The 15,392-nt window shown below is 63.7% G+C and carries 16 protein-coding genes; 12 read left to right on the top strand and 4 right to left on the bottom strand.

Annotation, left to right across the window (positions count from 1 at the left end):
* Position 1: 1 nt before the first annotated feature.
* Positions 2-1,546 carry an MFS transporter gene (locus AB4Z19_RS03380; protein WP_442034270.1) on the top strand — a complete coding sequence of 515 codons (1,545 nt, stop codon included), beginning with the start codon at positions 2-4 and terminating at the stop codon, positions 1,544-1,546.
* Here AB4Z19_RS03380 and AB4Z19_RS03375 read toward each other — a convergent pair.
* Both AB4Z19_RS03375 and AB4Z19_RS03370 read right to left on the bottom strand, forming a co-directional pair.
* On the bottom strand, positions 1,533-2,153 hold the full coding sequence (locus AB4Z19_RS03375; protein ID WP_442023903.1) for a helix-turn-helix transcriptional regulator: 621 nt from the start codon (positions 2,151-2,153) through the stop codon (positions 1,533-1,535). The genes AB4Z19_RS03380 and AB4Z19_RS03375 overlap by 14 nt on opposite strands.
* Positions 2,150-3,373: an MFS transporter gene (locus AB4Z19_RS03370; protein ID WP_442023901.1), complete on the bottom strand. Its 1,224-nt coding sequence runs from the start codon at positions 3,371-3,373 to the stop codon at positions 2,150-2,152. The genes AB4Z19_RS03375 and AB4Z19_RS03370 overlap by 4 nt, the downstream gene beginning before the upstream one ends.
* Before the next feature lie 91 nt (positions 3,374-3,464).
* Here AB4Z19_RS03370 and pdxR point away from each other — a divergent pair, with 91 nt between their 5' ends.
* Positions 3,465-4,910: a MocR-like pyridoxine biosynthesis transcription factor PdxR gene (gene pdxR / locus AB4Z19_RS03365; RefSeq protein WP_442023899.1), complete on the top strand. Its 1,446-nt coding sequence runs from the start codon at positions 3,465-3,467 to the stop codon at positions 4,908-4,910.
* Positions 4,911-4,971: 61 nt separating this feature from the next.
* Here the strand turns inward: pdxR and AB4Z19_RS03360 are convergent, their stop codons facing one another.
* Positions 4,972-5,634 carry a GntR family transcriptional regulator gene (locus AB4Z19_RS03360; RefSeq protein ID WP_442023897.1) on the bottom strand — a complete coding sequence of 221 codons (663 nt, stop codon included), beginning with the start codon at positions 5,632-5,634 and terminating at the stop codon, positions 4,972-4,974.
* Between the two features lie 126 nt (positions 5,635-5,760).
* Here AB4Z19_RS03360 and AB4Z19_RS03355 point away from each other — a divergent pair, with 126 nt between their 5' ends.
* From AB4Z19_RS03355 to AB4Z19_RS03310, 10 genes are read left to right on the top strand one after another with little or no spacing between them, the layout of a single operon-like run.
* Entirely contained in the window at positions 5,761-6,777 is a 1,017-nt protein-coding gene (locus AB4Z19_RS03355) for a TRAP transporter substrate-binding protein (RefSeq protein ID WP_442034268.1), read from the top strand.
* Positions 6,774-7,328, top strand: coding sequence for a TRAP transporter small permease (locus AB4Z19_RS03350; RefSeq protein WP_442023893.1), 555 nt, complete (start codon positions 6,774-6,776; stop codon positions 7,326-7,328). Before AB4Z19_RS03355 ends, AB4Z19_RS03350 begins: the two co-directional genes overlap by 4 nt.
* On the top strand, positions 7,325-8,674 hold the full coding sequence (locus tag AB4Z19_RS03345) for a TRAP transporter large permease (protein WP_442034266.1): 1,350 nt from the start codon (positions 7,325-7,327) through the stop codon (positions 8,672-8,674). The genes AB4Z19_RS03350 and AB4Z19_RS03345 overlap by 4 nt, the downstream gene beginning before the upstream one ends.
* Complete coding sequence (gene mdcA, locus AB4Z19_RS03340; RefSeq protein WP_442034265.1) at positions 8,674-10,341, top strand: malonate decarboxylase subunit alpha; 1,668 nt, start codon at positions 8,674-8,676, stop codon at positions 10,339-10,341. The genes AB4Z19_RS03345 and mdcA overlap by 1 nt, the downstream gene beginning before the upstream one ends.
* 9 nt (positions 10,342-10,350) lie before the next feature.
* Positions 10,351-10,665: a malonate decarboxylase acyl carrier protein gene (gene mdcC, locus AB4Z19_RS03335; RefSeq protein WP_442034263.1), complete on the top strand. Its 315-nt coding sequence runs from the start codon at positions 10,351-10,353 to the stop codon at positions 10,663-10,665.
* Positions 10,662-11,546: a biotin-independent malonate decarboxylase subunit beta gene (locus tag AB4Z19_RS03330; RefSeq protein ID WP_442027554.1), complete on the top strand. Its 885-nt coding sequence runs from the start codon at positions 10,662-10,664 to the stop codon at positions 11,544-11,546. Before mdcC ends, AB4Z19_RS03330 begins: the two co-directional genes overlap by 4 nt.
* Positions 11,547-11,548: 2 nt before the next feature.
* Complete coding sequence (mdcE, locus tag AB4Z19_RS03325) at positions 11,549-12,265, top strand: biotin-independent malonate decarboxylase subunit gamma (protein WP_442027555.1); 717 nt, start codon at positions 11,549-11,551, stop codon at positions 12,263-12,265.
* The gene (gene mdcG, locus AB4Z19_RS03320) at positions 12,249-12,899 is read left to right on the top strand and encodes a malonate decarboxylase holo-[acyl-carrier-protein] synthase (protein WP_442027556.1); all 651 of its coding nucleotides are present in this window, start codon (positions 12,249-12,251) and stop codon (positions 12,897-12,899) included. The genes mdcE and mdcG overlap by 17 nt, the downstream gene beginning before the upstream one ends.
* Positions 12,896-13,849, top strand: coding sequence for a triphosphoribosyl-dephospho-CoA synthase MdcB (mdcB, locus tag AB4Z19_RS03315; protein WP_442027557.1), 954 nt, complete (start codon positions 12,896-12,898; stop codon positions 13,847-13,849). Before mdcG ends, mdcB begins: the two co-directional genes overlap by 4 nt.
* On the top strand, positions 13,846-14,955 hold the full coding sequence (locus AB4Z19_RS03310; protein ID WP_442034262.1) for an ACP S-malonyltransferase: 1,110 nt from the start codon (positions 13,846-13,848) through the stop codon (positions 14,953-14,955). Before mdcB ends, AB4Z19_RS03310 begins: the two co-directional genes overlap by 4 nt.
* Here AB4Z19_RS03310 and trxC read toward each other — a convergent pair.
* A complete protein-coding gene (gene trxC / locus AB4Z19_RS03305; RefSeq protein WP_442029257.1) occupies positions 14,952-15,389 on the bottom strand; it encodes a thioredoxin TrxC in 438 nt (145 codons plus the stop codon). The genes AB4Z19_RS03310 and trxC overlap by 4 nt on opposite strands.
* Positions 15,390-15,392: the final 3 nt, after the last annotated feature.

The raw sequence follows: 15,392 nt of genomic DNA, 5'->3' as shown, positions 1-15,392 counted from the left end.
GATGAACGCGCCAGCCCAACCGCGCATGAAGCTTCTGTTGGCCACGATCTTCGTGCTGAACTTTATCGAGTTCCTGCAGGCGGGCATGCTGGCCTTCGGCGCCAGCGCCATCCAGGGCCAGATCAATGCCTCGCCGGAGGAATACAGCATCGTCACCGCCGCCTACGCGGCCGTGGCCATTGCCTCAATCGCCAAGATGCGCTGGTTTATCGAGCGCCTGGGCTGGCGCAAATTCATTTACGGTTCCATCGTCTTCTTCATTACCGGCGCCGTCATCAGCGCGCTGAGTGCAACGTTCACGCAATTCCTGCTGGGCCGCATCGTGATGGGTCTGGGCGGCGCAGCCTTCATGACCAGCGCGCGCATGCTGGTCAACCTCATTCCCGCCAGCCCGGCACGCATGAAGGGCATCCTGTCGTTCGCCAGCGCCCTTACCATCGGCAACGCTGCCGCTGCCTGGACGGTGGCCGAACTGTTCGAGGCCGACTGGTTCGCCGGCATTTTCGTGGTCCTGATCGCCTTGTCCCTGCTGGCCGCCGCACTGGCCACGGCCGCGGTGCCGGACCAGCCGCTGCCCGCCGAGCAGCACACCAGCGCCCATATGGGTCCCTTGCTGGCCATGGCGGCCGGCAGCTTCCTGGTGCTGTTCGCCATCCAGCGCGCGCTCTACGATTTCTACAGCAGCCTGCCCTATCTCCTGGTGCTCGGCCTCGCCGGCGCGGCGGCCATTGTCTGGTTCGTGCGTCACCAGCATGACCATGAACGTCCGCTGCTGGTGCTCAAGCGCCTGGTGCAGAAGCGTTATCTGGCTGGCTTGGGCGTGTTCGTGCTGGCTTATGTGGTCCTGGGCGCCAACAATGTGATGCTGCCAAGCCTGATGCAGCGAGCCATGGGTTTCAGCTGGCATAGCGCTGGAATGATTCAGTCGATCGGTCTGAGCTCCGCCTTCCTCGCGCTGATCGTCAAGCTGCGTATCCTGAAAACCTCGCCGTCGCCGAAGAAGTTCTATGTGGCGTCCTTCGTGTCCCTGGCGATCAGCGCCTGGATGCTCTCGCGTTTGACGGTGGAAGCCAACCTGTGGCGCAATGTGCTACCTGCCATCGCCTTCTTCGGCATGTTCGTGGTGGTGGTGCAGGCTACGACGGCGCTGCACGGCTTCGCCGAACTGGCAAACGACGATGTCGCCTTCATGCACGGCCAGCAGGTGAAAAACATGCTGTCGCAATTCGGCGTGGCGCTGGGCATTGGTGGCGCAACCTTGCTGCAGCAATGGCGCACGGCGGAACATCTGTCGGTCTTGAACCGCCGCTTTGCCTCAGGCGATCCGGAATTGGGCCGCCTGCTGGAGCAGCTGACCAATGCCTTCGGTACGACGCACGGCGCACAGGCGGGCCAGGTGGCGCTTGGCCAGCTGACCCAATTGCTGAATCAGCAGGCGGCCCTGCTGTCAGGTCTGGAATACTTCCATGTGCTGGCGATCGTGTCGCTGGCGATGGGCGTGCTGATGTACTTCCAGCGCACCCTGGTGCTGTTCAAACCGGCTTGATGACGTAGGCGCAGCGGCGCTGTCCGGCCAGGATATGCTCCGCGCGGTCGACCTTGCAGCCGGGGCCGAGCACGCGGCGGAACACGTCCAACTCCGAACGGCAGAAGCTCTGGCACTCGCGGGCGGCGGCACAGATCGGACAGTGATTTTCGACCAGCAGCAGCGTGCCGTCGTCCTGCTGCTCCACTTCGGCCATATAGCCTTCCACGTCACGCGCCAGGGCCAAAGCCTGTACGCGTTCGGCCAACGCGGCGTTATCGTCAATGGCTTCGCGATAGAAGGCTTCGCTGGCTTGCTCACGCGCGATGATCAGTTTTTCCATGCCTTCCTCGCCGAACAGCGAGCGCACCTGCGTGATCAATTGCAGTGTGAGGTCGGAGTGGCGGTCGGGGAAACGTGCATGGCCAGCTTCGGTCAACAGCCAGCGGCGCGAAGGGCGGCCCACTTTTTCGGCCACATCCTCGTAGGTCACCAGGCCTTTTTCCTCGGCCGCTTCGAGATGGCGGCGCGCACCCATCGAGGTCAGCTCCAGCATGTCCGCCAGTTGCTGGGCGGTCTTCGCGCCGCGCGTTTTCAGCAGGAAGAGAATCTGGTCGGCGGTGTTCAAATGCTTGCTCCGGTAATGTTGGTAGGCGCCGGCGCCAGCTCTCCGCGCCAGCCGCGTAATCGCCGGCCAGCCCAGACGCTCAGCACCGCGCCAAGAATCAGGATTAGGCGGGTGTCGGCCAGCGTCAGCACCGAGCCGATCAGCGCCATCAGGATATTAGCAAAACAGAAGGTCATCGACAGTAATCCCATGACCGAGCCCTGGCCGTGCGCGGTGAACCTCTCGGCGCACCAGGCCTGCAGCGTGGCATTGTAGAAGGCGTTGGGAATGCCGAACAGGGCGATCGCGATCAAGCCGGTCCACATATTCCCCAATGCGACGCCGGCTACCGCCAGGCCCACCAGAGTCGCGAACATGCTGGCACGCTTGAGTGGATCGGTCTTGCTGGGACGGCCCGCAATCACAGCAGCCAGAGTCATGATCGCGCACAGCGCCATATTGATGGTGGCAATGCCGCGCGCATCGTAGCCGCCCTGCTCCACCAGCCATAGTGGATAGTATTCGTAGAAGGCCGTCACGCCGCAGGTGGCAGCCAGCTGGATGATGAACAGCGTACGCAAGTCCGTGTGGCCAAGCAGCTTGACCACATGGCGCTCGCGCGCTACCTGCCACCACGAGCTGCCATCGTTGTGCACCTGTTCGCGCGGTACGGTCGCGGCGACCAGCACCGCCGCCAGCACCAGCGCCACTACCGCAACAAGGAACGGCACGGCGATGCCGAAGCCTTGCGTAAAGCCTGCCAGCACCGGGCCGACCAGCCAGCCCAGATGCAGCGCGCCATTCACCAGCGACAGCGCACGCAGGCGCAGCGGACCATCCAGCCGTTCCGCAACCAGCGCCCGCGCCACGGCAGCATTCCCTTCCAGCAGACCGGTCACAAAGCGCGCCAGCACGAATAAGGGATAAGACTGCGCCACCAGCGCCGCAGCCGTCAGCGCGTGACCCACGGCCGCACCAAGAGCCGTCACCAGCAACAGCGGGCGCCGTCCGAAGCGGTCGGACAAAGGACCGATCAGCGCAGTGCCGATCAGCAGTCCAATCGGGTTGATGGTCAGCGCGATACCGAACAAAAGCTTGGGCGGCAGGCCAAGGAAGTTGTTCAGCGCATTCGGCGCATCGCCTGCAAACAGCGGCGGCAGAATCGGATATGGCAGCGAGGTGCCCACCGTGGACAACAAGGCCAACAGGCAGGTGGCTGCAATGAGGAGCGTGTTCTTCATGGATTGAACTATATGCCAGCCCAGCATATAAGTAAACTAATTAATTTACTTATCACTGGACAAACAGCGGCGCAGGCGGCACGCTGGCGGCATGGAACTGCACATCACTATCGAAGGCCGCAAGGATCTGGCGGGCCAGGTCTACCGCCAACTATCCGACGCCATCCGCAGCGGACGCCTGGCAGACGGCCAGCAACTGCCGCCAACGCGCCTGCTGGCCGAGCAGCTTGGCGTCTCGCGCAAAACGGTGGCCGAAGCCTACAGCCGCCTCACCCTGGACAAGCTGCTGGAAGGCCGCATCGGCGCCGGCAGCTTTGTACGCACGCCCGCCGAACCGCGCCTGCAGCGCACCGTCACACCGGCGCTGGCCAGCGCGGACATCCTCCAAAAGTGGGAGAAGCTGCATACGCCGCTGCGCGTAACGCCTGAAGGCCGTTCACGCTTCGACTTCATCGGCGGCCGCGGCACGCAGAGCCATTTCCCTGCCGAGGAATGGCGCCGCTGCTTGCTGTACGCGCTGCGCCAGGAAAGTGAAAAGCGCGGCCTGTACAGCCAGACCGAAGGCCTGCCCATCCTGCGCGAAGCCATTGCGCGCCATGTGTCCTTCGCGCGCGGTGTGCGCGCCGACGGTGGCAATGTCATGGTAACCAGCGGCGCCCAGCAGGCGCTGGATCTGCTGAGCCGCCTGCTGCTGGAGCCTGGCAGCGTGGTGGCGATGGAAGATCCGGGTTATCCCGCAGCGCGCGGCCTGTTTGCGGCACAGGGTGCGCGCATTGCCTCCGTACCGGTGGACGATGAAGGGATGGTGGTGGAGCACATTCCGGCGGACGCGCGCCTGATCTATGTCACGCCCGCCCACCAGCTGCCGCTGGGCATGCCCATGAGCGTGGCCCGCCGCGAAGCCTTGCTGGCACGGGCCGCGCAGATTGGCGCGGTCATCATCGAGGACGACTACGACAGCGAATTCCGCTACGAAGGCCGTCCCACCGATTCGCTGCAAAGCATGGATACACAGGGACTGGTCGCTTTCGTCGGCACGTTCTCCAAGGTGCTGCTGCCGGAACTGCGGCTCGGCTATGTGGTGCTGCCGCCCGCCTTGCGCAACGCGGCGCTCAAGGCCAAGTATCTGCTGGACTGCCATCCCAACACGCTGACCCAGCATGCGCTGGCCAAATTCATCGAGGATGGCTACCTGCTGAAGCATATCCGGCGCAGCCACGGCATCTACGCCACGCGCCGCGAACGCCTGATGCGCCTGTTCGCGGACGAGCTGTCACCATGGTTCCGCGCGGTACCCGTTACGGCGGGCTTTCATATCTCGGCGCTGGCCGAGCCGGGGGTGGATGTGGAGATGCTGATTCGCCTGGCGCACCGCGCCGAAGTCGGCCTGCATTCGCTGGCGGATTTCTACACCGAGATGCCGCCGCGCCAGGGCCTGTTCATGGGCTATGGCGCCATCGACGTGATGGATATCGAGACGGCGCTGCTGCGCGTGCGCGACATTTTGCTGCAGCTCGACGAAGCGGCGGGTCAATGACCCGCCCTACGATGCACGGCGCATTCGCGTAGGGCGGATCATTGATCCGCCGTGCCTCCTGTCAGGCGGCGCTGCGCGTCAGCTGCGGCAGTGACGCCATCAGATCCGAGAAACGCTGCCCCTGAATCATCACGTGATTGCGCAGCAGCTCGGCCGCAGCCTCGCCATCGCCGCGCAGGATGGCCTGCACCACCTCGTCATGTTCCGAATACGAATGCCCGATGCGATTGCGCACGCGCAGCTGCAGGCGGCGATAAGGACGCAGGCGGCGATACAGCCCGCGTGTCTGTTCAATTAAAAACTGGTTGTGCGAACCCGCATAGATCGCCTCATGGAAGGCCTCGTTGCGGTAGTAATACTCATCCGGCTCCTGAGCATCCACGGCATCCTTGCAGGCCTGGTGGGCAGCGAGCAGCGCCTGCTGCTCCTCCTGCGTCATGCGCCGTGCGGCGAGTCGGCCGCAAGTCGCCTCCAGCTCCGACATCACCTCAAACATTTCCACCAGCTGCTGCGGTCCCAGCTCGGCAACAATCGCCCCGCGCCGTGGCCGGATGACAACAAGACCCATCGATGACAGCTGAATCAGCGTCTCGCGGATGGGCGTGCGCGACACCCCAAAACGTGTCGCCAGCTCGGTTTCGTCCAAATGCTGCCCCGGTTTCAGCTCGCCCATCGCGATCATTTCCTCGATGGTTTCCCTCAGGGTGGATGAGTGTTTCGTCATAGCACTGCTCATTTCTATGTATATGAGACCTCATTATAAGACGTATATTTCGCTTGACAATGTATGCCATGAATATATTCTTGTATACATAAAAACCAAAGACGCATACTTTTCTTGGAGGAAGACATGACGCAAATGACCCGCAGGGCTGTTCTCGGCGCACTCGCAACCAGCCCGCTGTGGCTGAAAATGGCCTGGGCGCAGACCGGCAGCCTGAAGCTTTCCCATCAATTCCCCGGAGGTACGCTCACCGAAGGCGACTTCCGCGACCGTCTGGCGCGCATGTTCGCCGCCGAAGTCGAGAAGCGCACCAAGGGCGCGCTGAAGTTCAATATCTATCCCGGTTCTTCGCTGATGAAGACCAACGCTCAGTTCTCGGCCATGCGCAAGGGTGCGCTGGACATGTCGCTGGTGCCGCTGTCTTACGCCGGCGGCGAAGTCCCTGAAGTGAACATCGGCCTGATGCCCGGCCTCGTCACCTCGTACGAACAAGGCTACGGCTGGAAGAACCAGGAAGTCGGCAAGGAGCTGACCAAACTGCTGTGGGATAAGGGCATCGTCCTGGTGACCTGGATCTGGCAGGCGGGCGGCGTGGCTTCACGCGTGAAGCCTGTTGTGAGCCCGGACGATGCAAAAGGCATGAAGATCCGCGGTGGTTCGCGCGAGATGGACCTGATCCTGAAAGCCGCCGGTGCTGCCGTGGTGTCCCTGCCGTCCAACGAAATCTACGCTGCCATGCAGACTGGCGCCATGGATGCGGCGCTGACTTCCTCCACTTCCCTGATCTCCTTCCGCCTGGAGGAAGTGTCGAAAGCGCTGACCACCGGCCGCGGCACGGCTTACTGGTTCATGTTCGAGCCGCTGATGATGTCGCGCGCAGCCTACGAGCGTCTGCCGAAAGACCAGCAAGCTGCCATCATGGCGGTTGGCGCCGACCTGGAAAAATTCGCCCTCACCGCCGCCAAGGCCGACGACGACCAGGTGGCCGCCGTCTACCAGAAAGCCGGCGCCAAAGTGGTGGACCTGGACAAGGCCATCGTCAAAAAGTGGCAGGACATCGCCCGCACCACCGCCTGGAAAGACTATGGTGAGCGCAACGAGAACTGCGCCAAGCTGCTCAAACTTGCGGAGAAGACGCTGTGAGCCACGGCTTCGAGCTGAACCCGGCCAAAGGGCCGGTGCTGCCGACCGCTCCCGGCGTTGCATCGGCGGCAGGCCTGATCAACAAGATCAATAACGGCCTGCTCTACCTGTCCATGTTTGCCATGGTGCTGACGGCGCTGATCCTGACTTACTCGGTCATCTCGCGCTACTTCTTCCATGCGCCGACTGACTGGCAGGATGAAGCGTCCATTTTCATGTTGGTGGGCGTGACCTTCTTCTGCTGCGCTTATGTGCAATCCTTCCGCGGCCATATCGGCATCGAGGCATTGGCGGCGATCCTGCCTCCCAAAGTGAATGCTGTCCGACTGTTCATCGTCGATGTGCTGTCCTTCGCCTTCTGCGCCTTCTTCTCCTGGAAGTCGTGGACGCTGTGGCATGAGGCGTGGGTGGATGGCCAGACCACCACCTCCACTTTCGCGCCGCCGCTGTGGATTCCCTACTCCATGATGGCGGCGGGCATGACCTTGCTGACCCTTCAGATCCTGCTGCAAATCGTCGCACGCATCACCGATAAAGGAAGTGCATCATGAGTGAGCTGTCTCTTGGCGCTTTGTACGGCGCCGTTACTTTGGTCGTGATGTTCTCCGGGATGCCGATTGCGTTCGCACTGGGCGTGGTTGCAACCTCGTTCATGTACTTCTTCATGCCGGAAACCTCGCTCGACACGATCACCCAGAACGTGTACGAGGAAATGGCGTCGATCACGCTGCTCTCCATTCCCCTGTTTATTTTGAAGGGTGCGGCCATCGGTAAATCGCCTGCCGGCAAGGACCTCTACTCGGCCATCCACACCTGGCTGCACAAGGTGCCGGGCGGACTTGGCATCGCCAACGTATTTGCCTGCGCGCTGTTTGCGGCAATGGCCGGTTCCTCGCCTGCCACCTGCTCCGCCATCGGTTCCGCCGGTATTCCGGAAATGCGTGCACGCGGCTACTCTCCCGGTTTCGCGGCAGGCATCATCGCGGCGGGCGGCACGCTGGGCATTCTGCTGCCGCCGTCGATCACCATGATTCTCTACGCGGTCGCTGCCGAACAATCGCTGGGCCGCCTGTTCCTGGCCGGCATTGGCCCTGGCGTGCTGCTGGTGGTGCTGTTCGCCGGCTACGCCGTGTACCGCGCCCGTTCCGAGTATCACGCTGCGAAAGCCATCTACGAACAAGGCGGCGTGAAGTCGGCCTATCTCGAAGACGAACACTTCACCATGCGCCAGAAAGTGGAAATGCTGCCGCGCGTGCTGCCTTTCATCGTCCTGCTCATCGGCGTCATGATCGCACTGTATGGTGGCTTCGCTACGCCATCCGAAACGGCGGGCCTGGGCGCGCTGCTGGCACTAGTGCTGATCGCCATCGTGTACGGCGCGTGGAAGCCGAAGGATCTGTCGCCGATCCTGACTTCAACGATCAAGGAATCAACGATGCTGCTGCTGATTATCGGCATGTCGCTGCTGTATTCCTACGTCATGAGCTACCTGCACATCAGCCAGGCCGCCGCCAGCTGGGTAGTGGGTATGCATCTGTCGAAGTGGGTACTGCTGGCGACGATCCTGGTGCTGGTGATCGTGCTGGGCTTCTTCCTGCCGCCGGTGTCGATCATCCTGATGACGGCGCCGATCATCCTGCCGCCGCTGCGCGAGGCGGGCTTTGACCTGATCTGGTTCGGCGTCGTGATGACCATTGTGATGGAGATGGGCCTGATCCACCCGCCGGTTGGCCTGAATATCTTCGTCATCAAGAATATTGCGCCGGACATACCGTTGAAGGACGTGATCTGGGGCGTGACGCCTTTCCTGCTGCTGATGGTCGCTGCGGTAGTGCTGCTTTGCGTCGTCCCCGGCATTGCCACCGGCCTGCCTGACATGGTCATGGGAGCGAAATAATGAATGCCCCAACGCGAGTATGGGACACGCTGCAACGCAACCGCGCCGAACGCCTGGCGCGGGCGCAAGCAGCGTTGGGCAGCGAGCTGGCGGGCAAATCCCTGCCGGCCGCCCGCATCGGCGACCTGCTGCACGCGGTGCTGGAATGCGGCGACCGCGTCTGCATCGAAGGCAATAACCAGAAGCAGGCGGACTTCCTGGCGCAGGCCTTGTGCCAGCTCGATCCGCAACGTATCAACGATCTGCACATGCTGCAGTCGGTGCTAACCTTGCCGGAACATCTGGATGTCTTCGACCGTGGCATCGCATCGAAGCTGGACTTCTCTTTCTCCGGCCCGCAGGCGGCCCGTGTGGCCAAGCTGGCGTCGGCGGGCAAACTGAATATCGGCGCCATCCACACTTACCTGGAGCTGTTCAGCCGCTACTTCATCGACCTGCCGCCGCGTGTGTCGCTGGTGGCGGCGGAAGCGGCCGACCGCCGCGGCAATATCTACACCGGTCCGAACACCGAGGACACGCCGGTCATCGTGGAAGCGACCAGCTTCAAGAACGGCATCGTGATCGTTCAGGTCAACAAGATCATGGACGAACTGCCGCGTATTGACATTCCGGGTGACTGGGTGGACTTCGTGGTCGAATCGCCGACGCCCTACTATATTGAGCCACTGTTCACGCGCGATCCAGCGCAGATCTCCGAAATCCAGGTGCTGATGGCCATGATGGCGATCAAGGGCATCTATGCCGAATACGAAATCAAGCGCCTGAACCACGGCATCGGTTTCGACACGGCTGCCATCGAATTGCTGCTGCCGACCTATGGCGAGTCGCTGGGTCTGCGCGGCAAGATCGCGACCAACTGGGCGCTGAATCCGCACCCTGCCCTGATTCCCGCCATCGAGGCGGGCTTCGTGGATTCGATCCATTCCTTTGGCTCCGAGCTGGGCATGGAGAACTACATTCGTGCACGGCCTGACATTTTCGCGGTCGGTCCGGACGGCTCCATGCGCAGCAACCGTGCTTACTGCCAGGCGGCGGGGCACTATGCCTGTGATATGTTCATCGGCTCGACCTTGCAGATCGACCTGCAAGGCAACTCGTCCACCGCTACCCTGGGCCGTATCGCAGGCTTCGGCGGGGCGCCGAATATGGGCGCCGATGCGCGCGGCCGCCGCCACGCCAGTCCAGCGTGGCTGAAGGCCGGCGAGCAGGCCCGTGCCGGTACCAGCGCCATTCCGCGCGGCCAGAAGCTGGTGGTGCAGATGGTGGAAACCTTCCGCGAGCATATGCAGCCTGCCTTCGTTGAAAGGCTGGATGCGTGGGAACTGGCCGAACAGGCCAAAATGGCTATCCCGCCCGTGATGATCTACGGTGACGACGTCACCCACATCCTTACCGAGGAAGGCATCGCCAATCTGCTGATGTGCCGCACCGCGGAAGAACGCGAGCAGGCCATTCGCGGCGTAGCGGGCTATACGCCAGTCGGTCTGGCGCGCAACAAGCGTATGGTCGAAGACTTGCGCGACCGCGGCATCATCACGCGCGCCGAAGACCTCGGCATCGACAAGCGCCAGGCTACGCGCGATCTGCTGGCGGCAAAGAACATGAAAGACCTGGTGCGGGCATCCGGCGGTCTGTACGATCCGCCGAAGCGCTTCCGCAACTGGTAGGAGCGAACTATGGAAACACTCAATTACCGATTCGAACAAGGTTCCCGCAAGCTGGCCAATGAGCCGAAGATTGTAGGCGTGGTCAGTTCAGGCAATCTGGAAGTCCTGATCGAGAGCGCGTCACTGAACGATGCCTGCGAAATCAACATCAAGACTGCCGCCGTCGGCTTCGGCCCGATCTGGCAGGCCGTGATGCAGGACTTTCAGCAGCGCTGGCAACTGGCCGACACCCGCATCTCGATCAACGATATGGGCGCCACGCCCGCCGTAGTCAGCCTGCGCATGGACCAGGCAGTGGAAACCATGCTGGGAGAGGCCAAATGAGCAGCTACCTGGAAGCCAATGCACGCGAGCGCCTGGCGCTGTTCGATTCGTTCGAAGAATTCGTCAGTCCCGCGCAGCGCGTGGTCAGTCCGCATCTGGCGCAACTGAACGCACCGGTGGCCTTTGATGATGGCGTGGTCGTCGGCCGCGCACGGCTGGGCGACGCTACTGTATTTGCTGCTGCCCAGGAAGGCGGCTTTATGGGCGGCGCCGTCGGCGAGGTCCATGGCGCCAAGCTGGTCGGGCTCCTGCGCCGCGCTGTTGCCGAGCGCCCCGATGCCGTGGTGCTGCTGCTGGAAACCGGCGGCGTTCGATTGCACGAAGCCAATGCCGGTCTGATCGCGGTGTCCGAAGTAATGCGCGCGGTGCTGGATGCGCGCGATGCGGGCATTCCCGTGATCGTACTGATCGGCGGTTCGAACGGCGCGTTTGGCGGCATGGGTATCGTGGCCCGCTGCGCGAATACGCTGATTATTTCCGAAGAAGGCCGCCTGGCAATGTCCGGCCCCGAAGTGATTGAGACGGCCAACGGTGTTGAAGAATTCGACTCGCGCGACCGCGCGCTGGTGTGGCGCACCACAGGCGGCAAGCATCGCTATCTGATGGGCGATGTGCATCGCATCGTGGACGACAGCATTCCATCCTTCCGCGCTGCCGCGATGGAAGCCGTCGCAGCAGCCAAACAAGGCCCTGTCGCTCTGACGCTGGAAGCATTGGAAGCAGAGCAGCACATGCTGGAGCAGCGCATCGCCCGTTTCGGCGCCCTGCCCGATCCGCTCGACGTCTGGGCCGCCATGGGCGTCGCTAAACCCTCCGACGTGCCCATGCTCGACGTGGAAGCATTCACGGCCGCCGCCAACCCGCACCGCCAGGGAGCTTGAAGATGGACTGGAACACACTGGCAAACGCCCTCTTCCCACAGGGCCACGATATCACCGAACACGATCAGTTCCTGAGCGGCTCCGCAACGGTTGAGGGCCAGACGGTCACCGTCATCGGCACTACCGGCCACGCACCAATTGGTGTGGAAATCGCGCTGGCGCAGGCCAAGGCGATTCTGGCGACCGTACGTTCGCATCCGGGGCGTCCGATCGTCATGCTGGTCGACACGCAAGGCCAGCGCCTGCGCCACCGCGACGAGATGTTGGGCATCAATAGCTATATGGCTCACTTGGGCAAATGCGTGGACCTGGCCCGCCGTAAAGGGCACCGCGTGATTGGTCTGGTGTACGACCAGGCGCTATCCGGGGGCTTCATTACGAGCGGCTTGATGGCCGATTCCTGTTATGCGCTGCCCGATGCGACGATCCGCGTGATGGCGCTGGCAGCGATGGCGCGCATCACCAAGGTGCCAGAGGAGACGCTGACCGAGCTGGCCAAGAGCAATCCGGTATTTGCGCCGGGTCCGGAGAACTATCTGCGCATGGGCGGCTTACAGGCGATCTGGCAAGGCGACCTGGCCGCTTCGCTGGCCTCCGCCCTCGCCGACGCACCGCGTACCGACCAGCGCAGCGCGCTAGGCCTGGCCCGTGGCGGACGCAAAATGGCGCAGCCAGTCATTGACGCCATCATGAGCGGCACCCATGTTCGCGCGGCATGACTTAGTCTGGCTCAAGCCTGCCGCCTGGGACGCTCTCTGCACAGCGCAAGCGGCCACGCTCGCTGCCCTGCAACGCTGGCGCGATGCGGACTGGCCTCTGATCGTGCGCCGCCGCGAGCCCGACACACCGGACGACATCGTCTGCGCGGGCATCGCTGTGCCGCCCGATGCGGACGGCACGAAACTGCGCCTTCCTCTGATGGTCCCCGCCTCGCACATCGCCCATCACCGCGCCCCGCTCGCCCTGCACGAAGTCCTGCCCGCCCTCCCTGAGCGCTGGCATGCCGCCTTCGACGCTTTCGCTGAAGACGCAGCGGCCTACGACATGCGCGTCTACGGCTCGCTGGCCCTGCAAGCCCTGACCGGCCAGCCCTACTTGCGCGATGGTTCCGATATCGACGTCCAGTTCCGTCCATCGAGCATCCAGCAACTTGATGAAGGCAGCAGGCTGCTCGCCTTCCATCTCGCCAACCTGCCGCTGGACGGCGAAATCGCCTTCCCCAACGCCCGCGCCGTCGCATGGAAAGAATGGCACGCCGCCCGCGAGAATACAGCGCGTGTATTGGTCAAAGCCACCGGGTCCGTGCACCTCGCCACCACAGATTCGCTGCGCGCCGCGCTGGAGAACGCATGACTACCTCCGCCCCAGCCATTCCCGGCCGCCCAAGCCCGCACCCTAGCGCGACTCAGGGCCTTGCGCCGGGGCGCCAGCCCGCGCGCGCGCCCGCAGCTTGCGCAACATCAGTCCGCGCTGCGCGCCTGCTATCACGGGAAGTCGCCCGCCGCGCCGTGCGGGCGCTGTACATCGAGCTGGCCCTCTACCCCAAACCCGGCCTGGTCTCCTTCATCGACACCGGCAGCCATGCCGATATGGACGCCACCACCTTCCTGCGTAGCCTGTTCTCGCTGCGCCATTACTTCGCCCACATTTGCGAAGCGGGCTACCACGACGCGCCGTTTGCAGAACTGAAGCGCCTCGGTATCGCCGCCGAAAAGCGCATGCTGGCCGCCACGCGCGGCATCAACACGCATCGCGGCGCGATCTTCTGCGTCGGCCTGCTGTGCGCGGCCATGGGGCGCCTGCGCGCGCAAAACATGACGCTGACGCCAGCCGCCCTGCGCACCGCCCTGCTGCTGCGCTGGAGCGAAGAACTGGCCGCGCACACGCAAGCCAGCGGCAGTTCCCACGGCCTGCAAGCCGCCGCCCAGCATGCCGCCAGCGGTGCGCGTGAAGAAGGCGCGCTTGGCCTGCCATCCGTATTCGAAATCGGTCTTCCGGCCCTGCAGCGGACGCTCGAACGCGGCGCACCAATGCTGCATGCCCGCATCGACGCGCTGTTCGCGCTGATGGGCCATATCAGCGATACCAACGTCTATCACCGCGGCGGCGCCGATGGCGCGCGCATCGTCCGCGATTCGGCGCAGCGTTTCATGGAACGTGGCGGAACGCAGCATCCGCAGTGGCGCGAGGCAGCGCTGGATTGTCATCTTACGTTTGTTGACCGCCGTCTGTCGCCGGGCGGTGCGGCCGACCTGCTGGCGGCAACCTGCTTCGTTCACAGCCTGGTCACGCTGCCACCATGAGAAGCCGTCTGCTGATTCTCTGCCCCGGACAAGGTGGGCAGCATGCGGCCATGTTCGATCTGGCGCGCGGCGATGCACGCGCGGCGGCCTTGCTCGATTCATTGGCCATCGCCGCCGATGGCGACATTTTCAGCAATCAGCGCGCGCAGCCTGCCATTGTCGCTGCCGGGTTGGCAATGTGGATGGCCTTGCGCGAGCATTGCCCGGCGCCCGCGCTGGTGGCTGGCTACAGCATTGGCGAGCTGACGGCGTATGGGGTTGCCGGGGCGCTCGACATTCCACAGGCCGTGGCGCTGGCCCGGCGCCGCGCGGAGTTGATGGACGCTTGCGTTCGCGAGCCGCAGGCAATGGTCGCCATTACCGGCCTGTCAGCGCGCACGCTCGCGCCGATGCTCGCGCCGCATGGCTTTCACGTTGCGATTGAGACCAGTGAGCACAGCGTGATCGCCGGCGGCCCGGCCGACGCGGCGCACGCGCTCATGCAGTCTGTCGCTGCGGCGGGCGCCCGCGCGCAGCAACTGCCCGTCGCCGTCGCCTCGCACACGCCCGCAATGGCCAGCGCCGTCGCGCCCTTCGCCGACGCATTACGCGCCGCCTCATGGCGCCCCAGCGCCGCCCCAGTCCTCGGCGGCATCGACGCCGCCCCCGTACGCGTCACGGCCGCGACAACAAAGCCAGCGATATCGGCAGCGGCGACAGCGGCAGCGGCAGCGGCAGCGGCAGCGGGAGCGGGAGCGGGAGCGGGAGTCGCGCATCGCGATTCAGCGCATCGGGCGGACGGCGACGCGGGCCAGGCTGCGGCAGGCATAGCCTCAGCAGGCAGCGGAGCGGGCCAGGCTGGCGGTGGCATGGCAACATCGGGCGGCGAAACGCCCGGCGCGGGCGACGCGGTCGCGCACCTGTCGCGGCAGCTCGCGGAGCCGGTCAGGTGGATGGATTGTATGGACGCCATGGCCGAGCAAGGCATCACGGCGGCGTTGGAATTGGGTCCCGGTGCGGCGTTGTCGAAAATGCTGGCGACGCGTCACCCGCACATCGAATGCCGCTCCGTGGCGGACTTCCGCACCCTGGACGGCATCAAGCGCTGGCTGGAGAAAATCGCTTAACGGCGGTCGTTCTGCTGCACCCAGGCGACGATGTTGGACGCATCCATTGCCCCCGGCTGGCGCGCAATCTCGCGCCCGCCGCGGAACAGGGCCAGCGTAGGAATGCTGCGAATGCCATACTGCCCCGCCAACTGCTGCTCATTCTCCGTATTCACCTTCACCACGCGATATCCCGGTTCCAGGCGCGCAGTCGCCTGTTCATAGAACGGCGCCATCGTGCGGCAAGGTCCGCACCAAGGTGCCCAGAAATCCACCAGCACAGGAATATCATTGCGCTCGATATGCTTGAGGAAGCGCGCGGTGGAGAGGTCAACGGGATGGCCGGTGAACAGATCCTTCTGGCATTTGCCGCAAGTCGGACCTTCGCGCAGGCGCTCCGAGGGCACGCGGTTCACAGCATCGCAATGCGGGCAGACGATGTGCAGGTTTTCCATGAT

Origin of the sequence: Pseudoduganella sp. RAF19 (assembly GCF_052114165.1) — a bacterium.
GTDB lineage: Bacteria > Pseudomonadota > Gammaproteobacteria > Burkholderiales > Burkholderiaceae_D > Rugamonas.
Note: the sequence above shows the minus strand (reverse complement) of the source record. Positions and strands in the feature narration are given on the sequence as shown.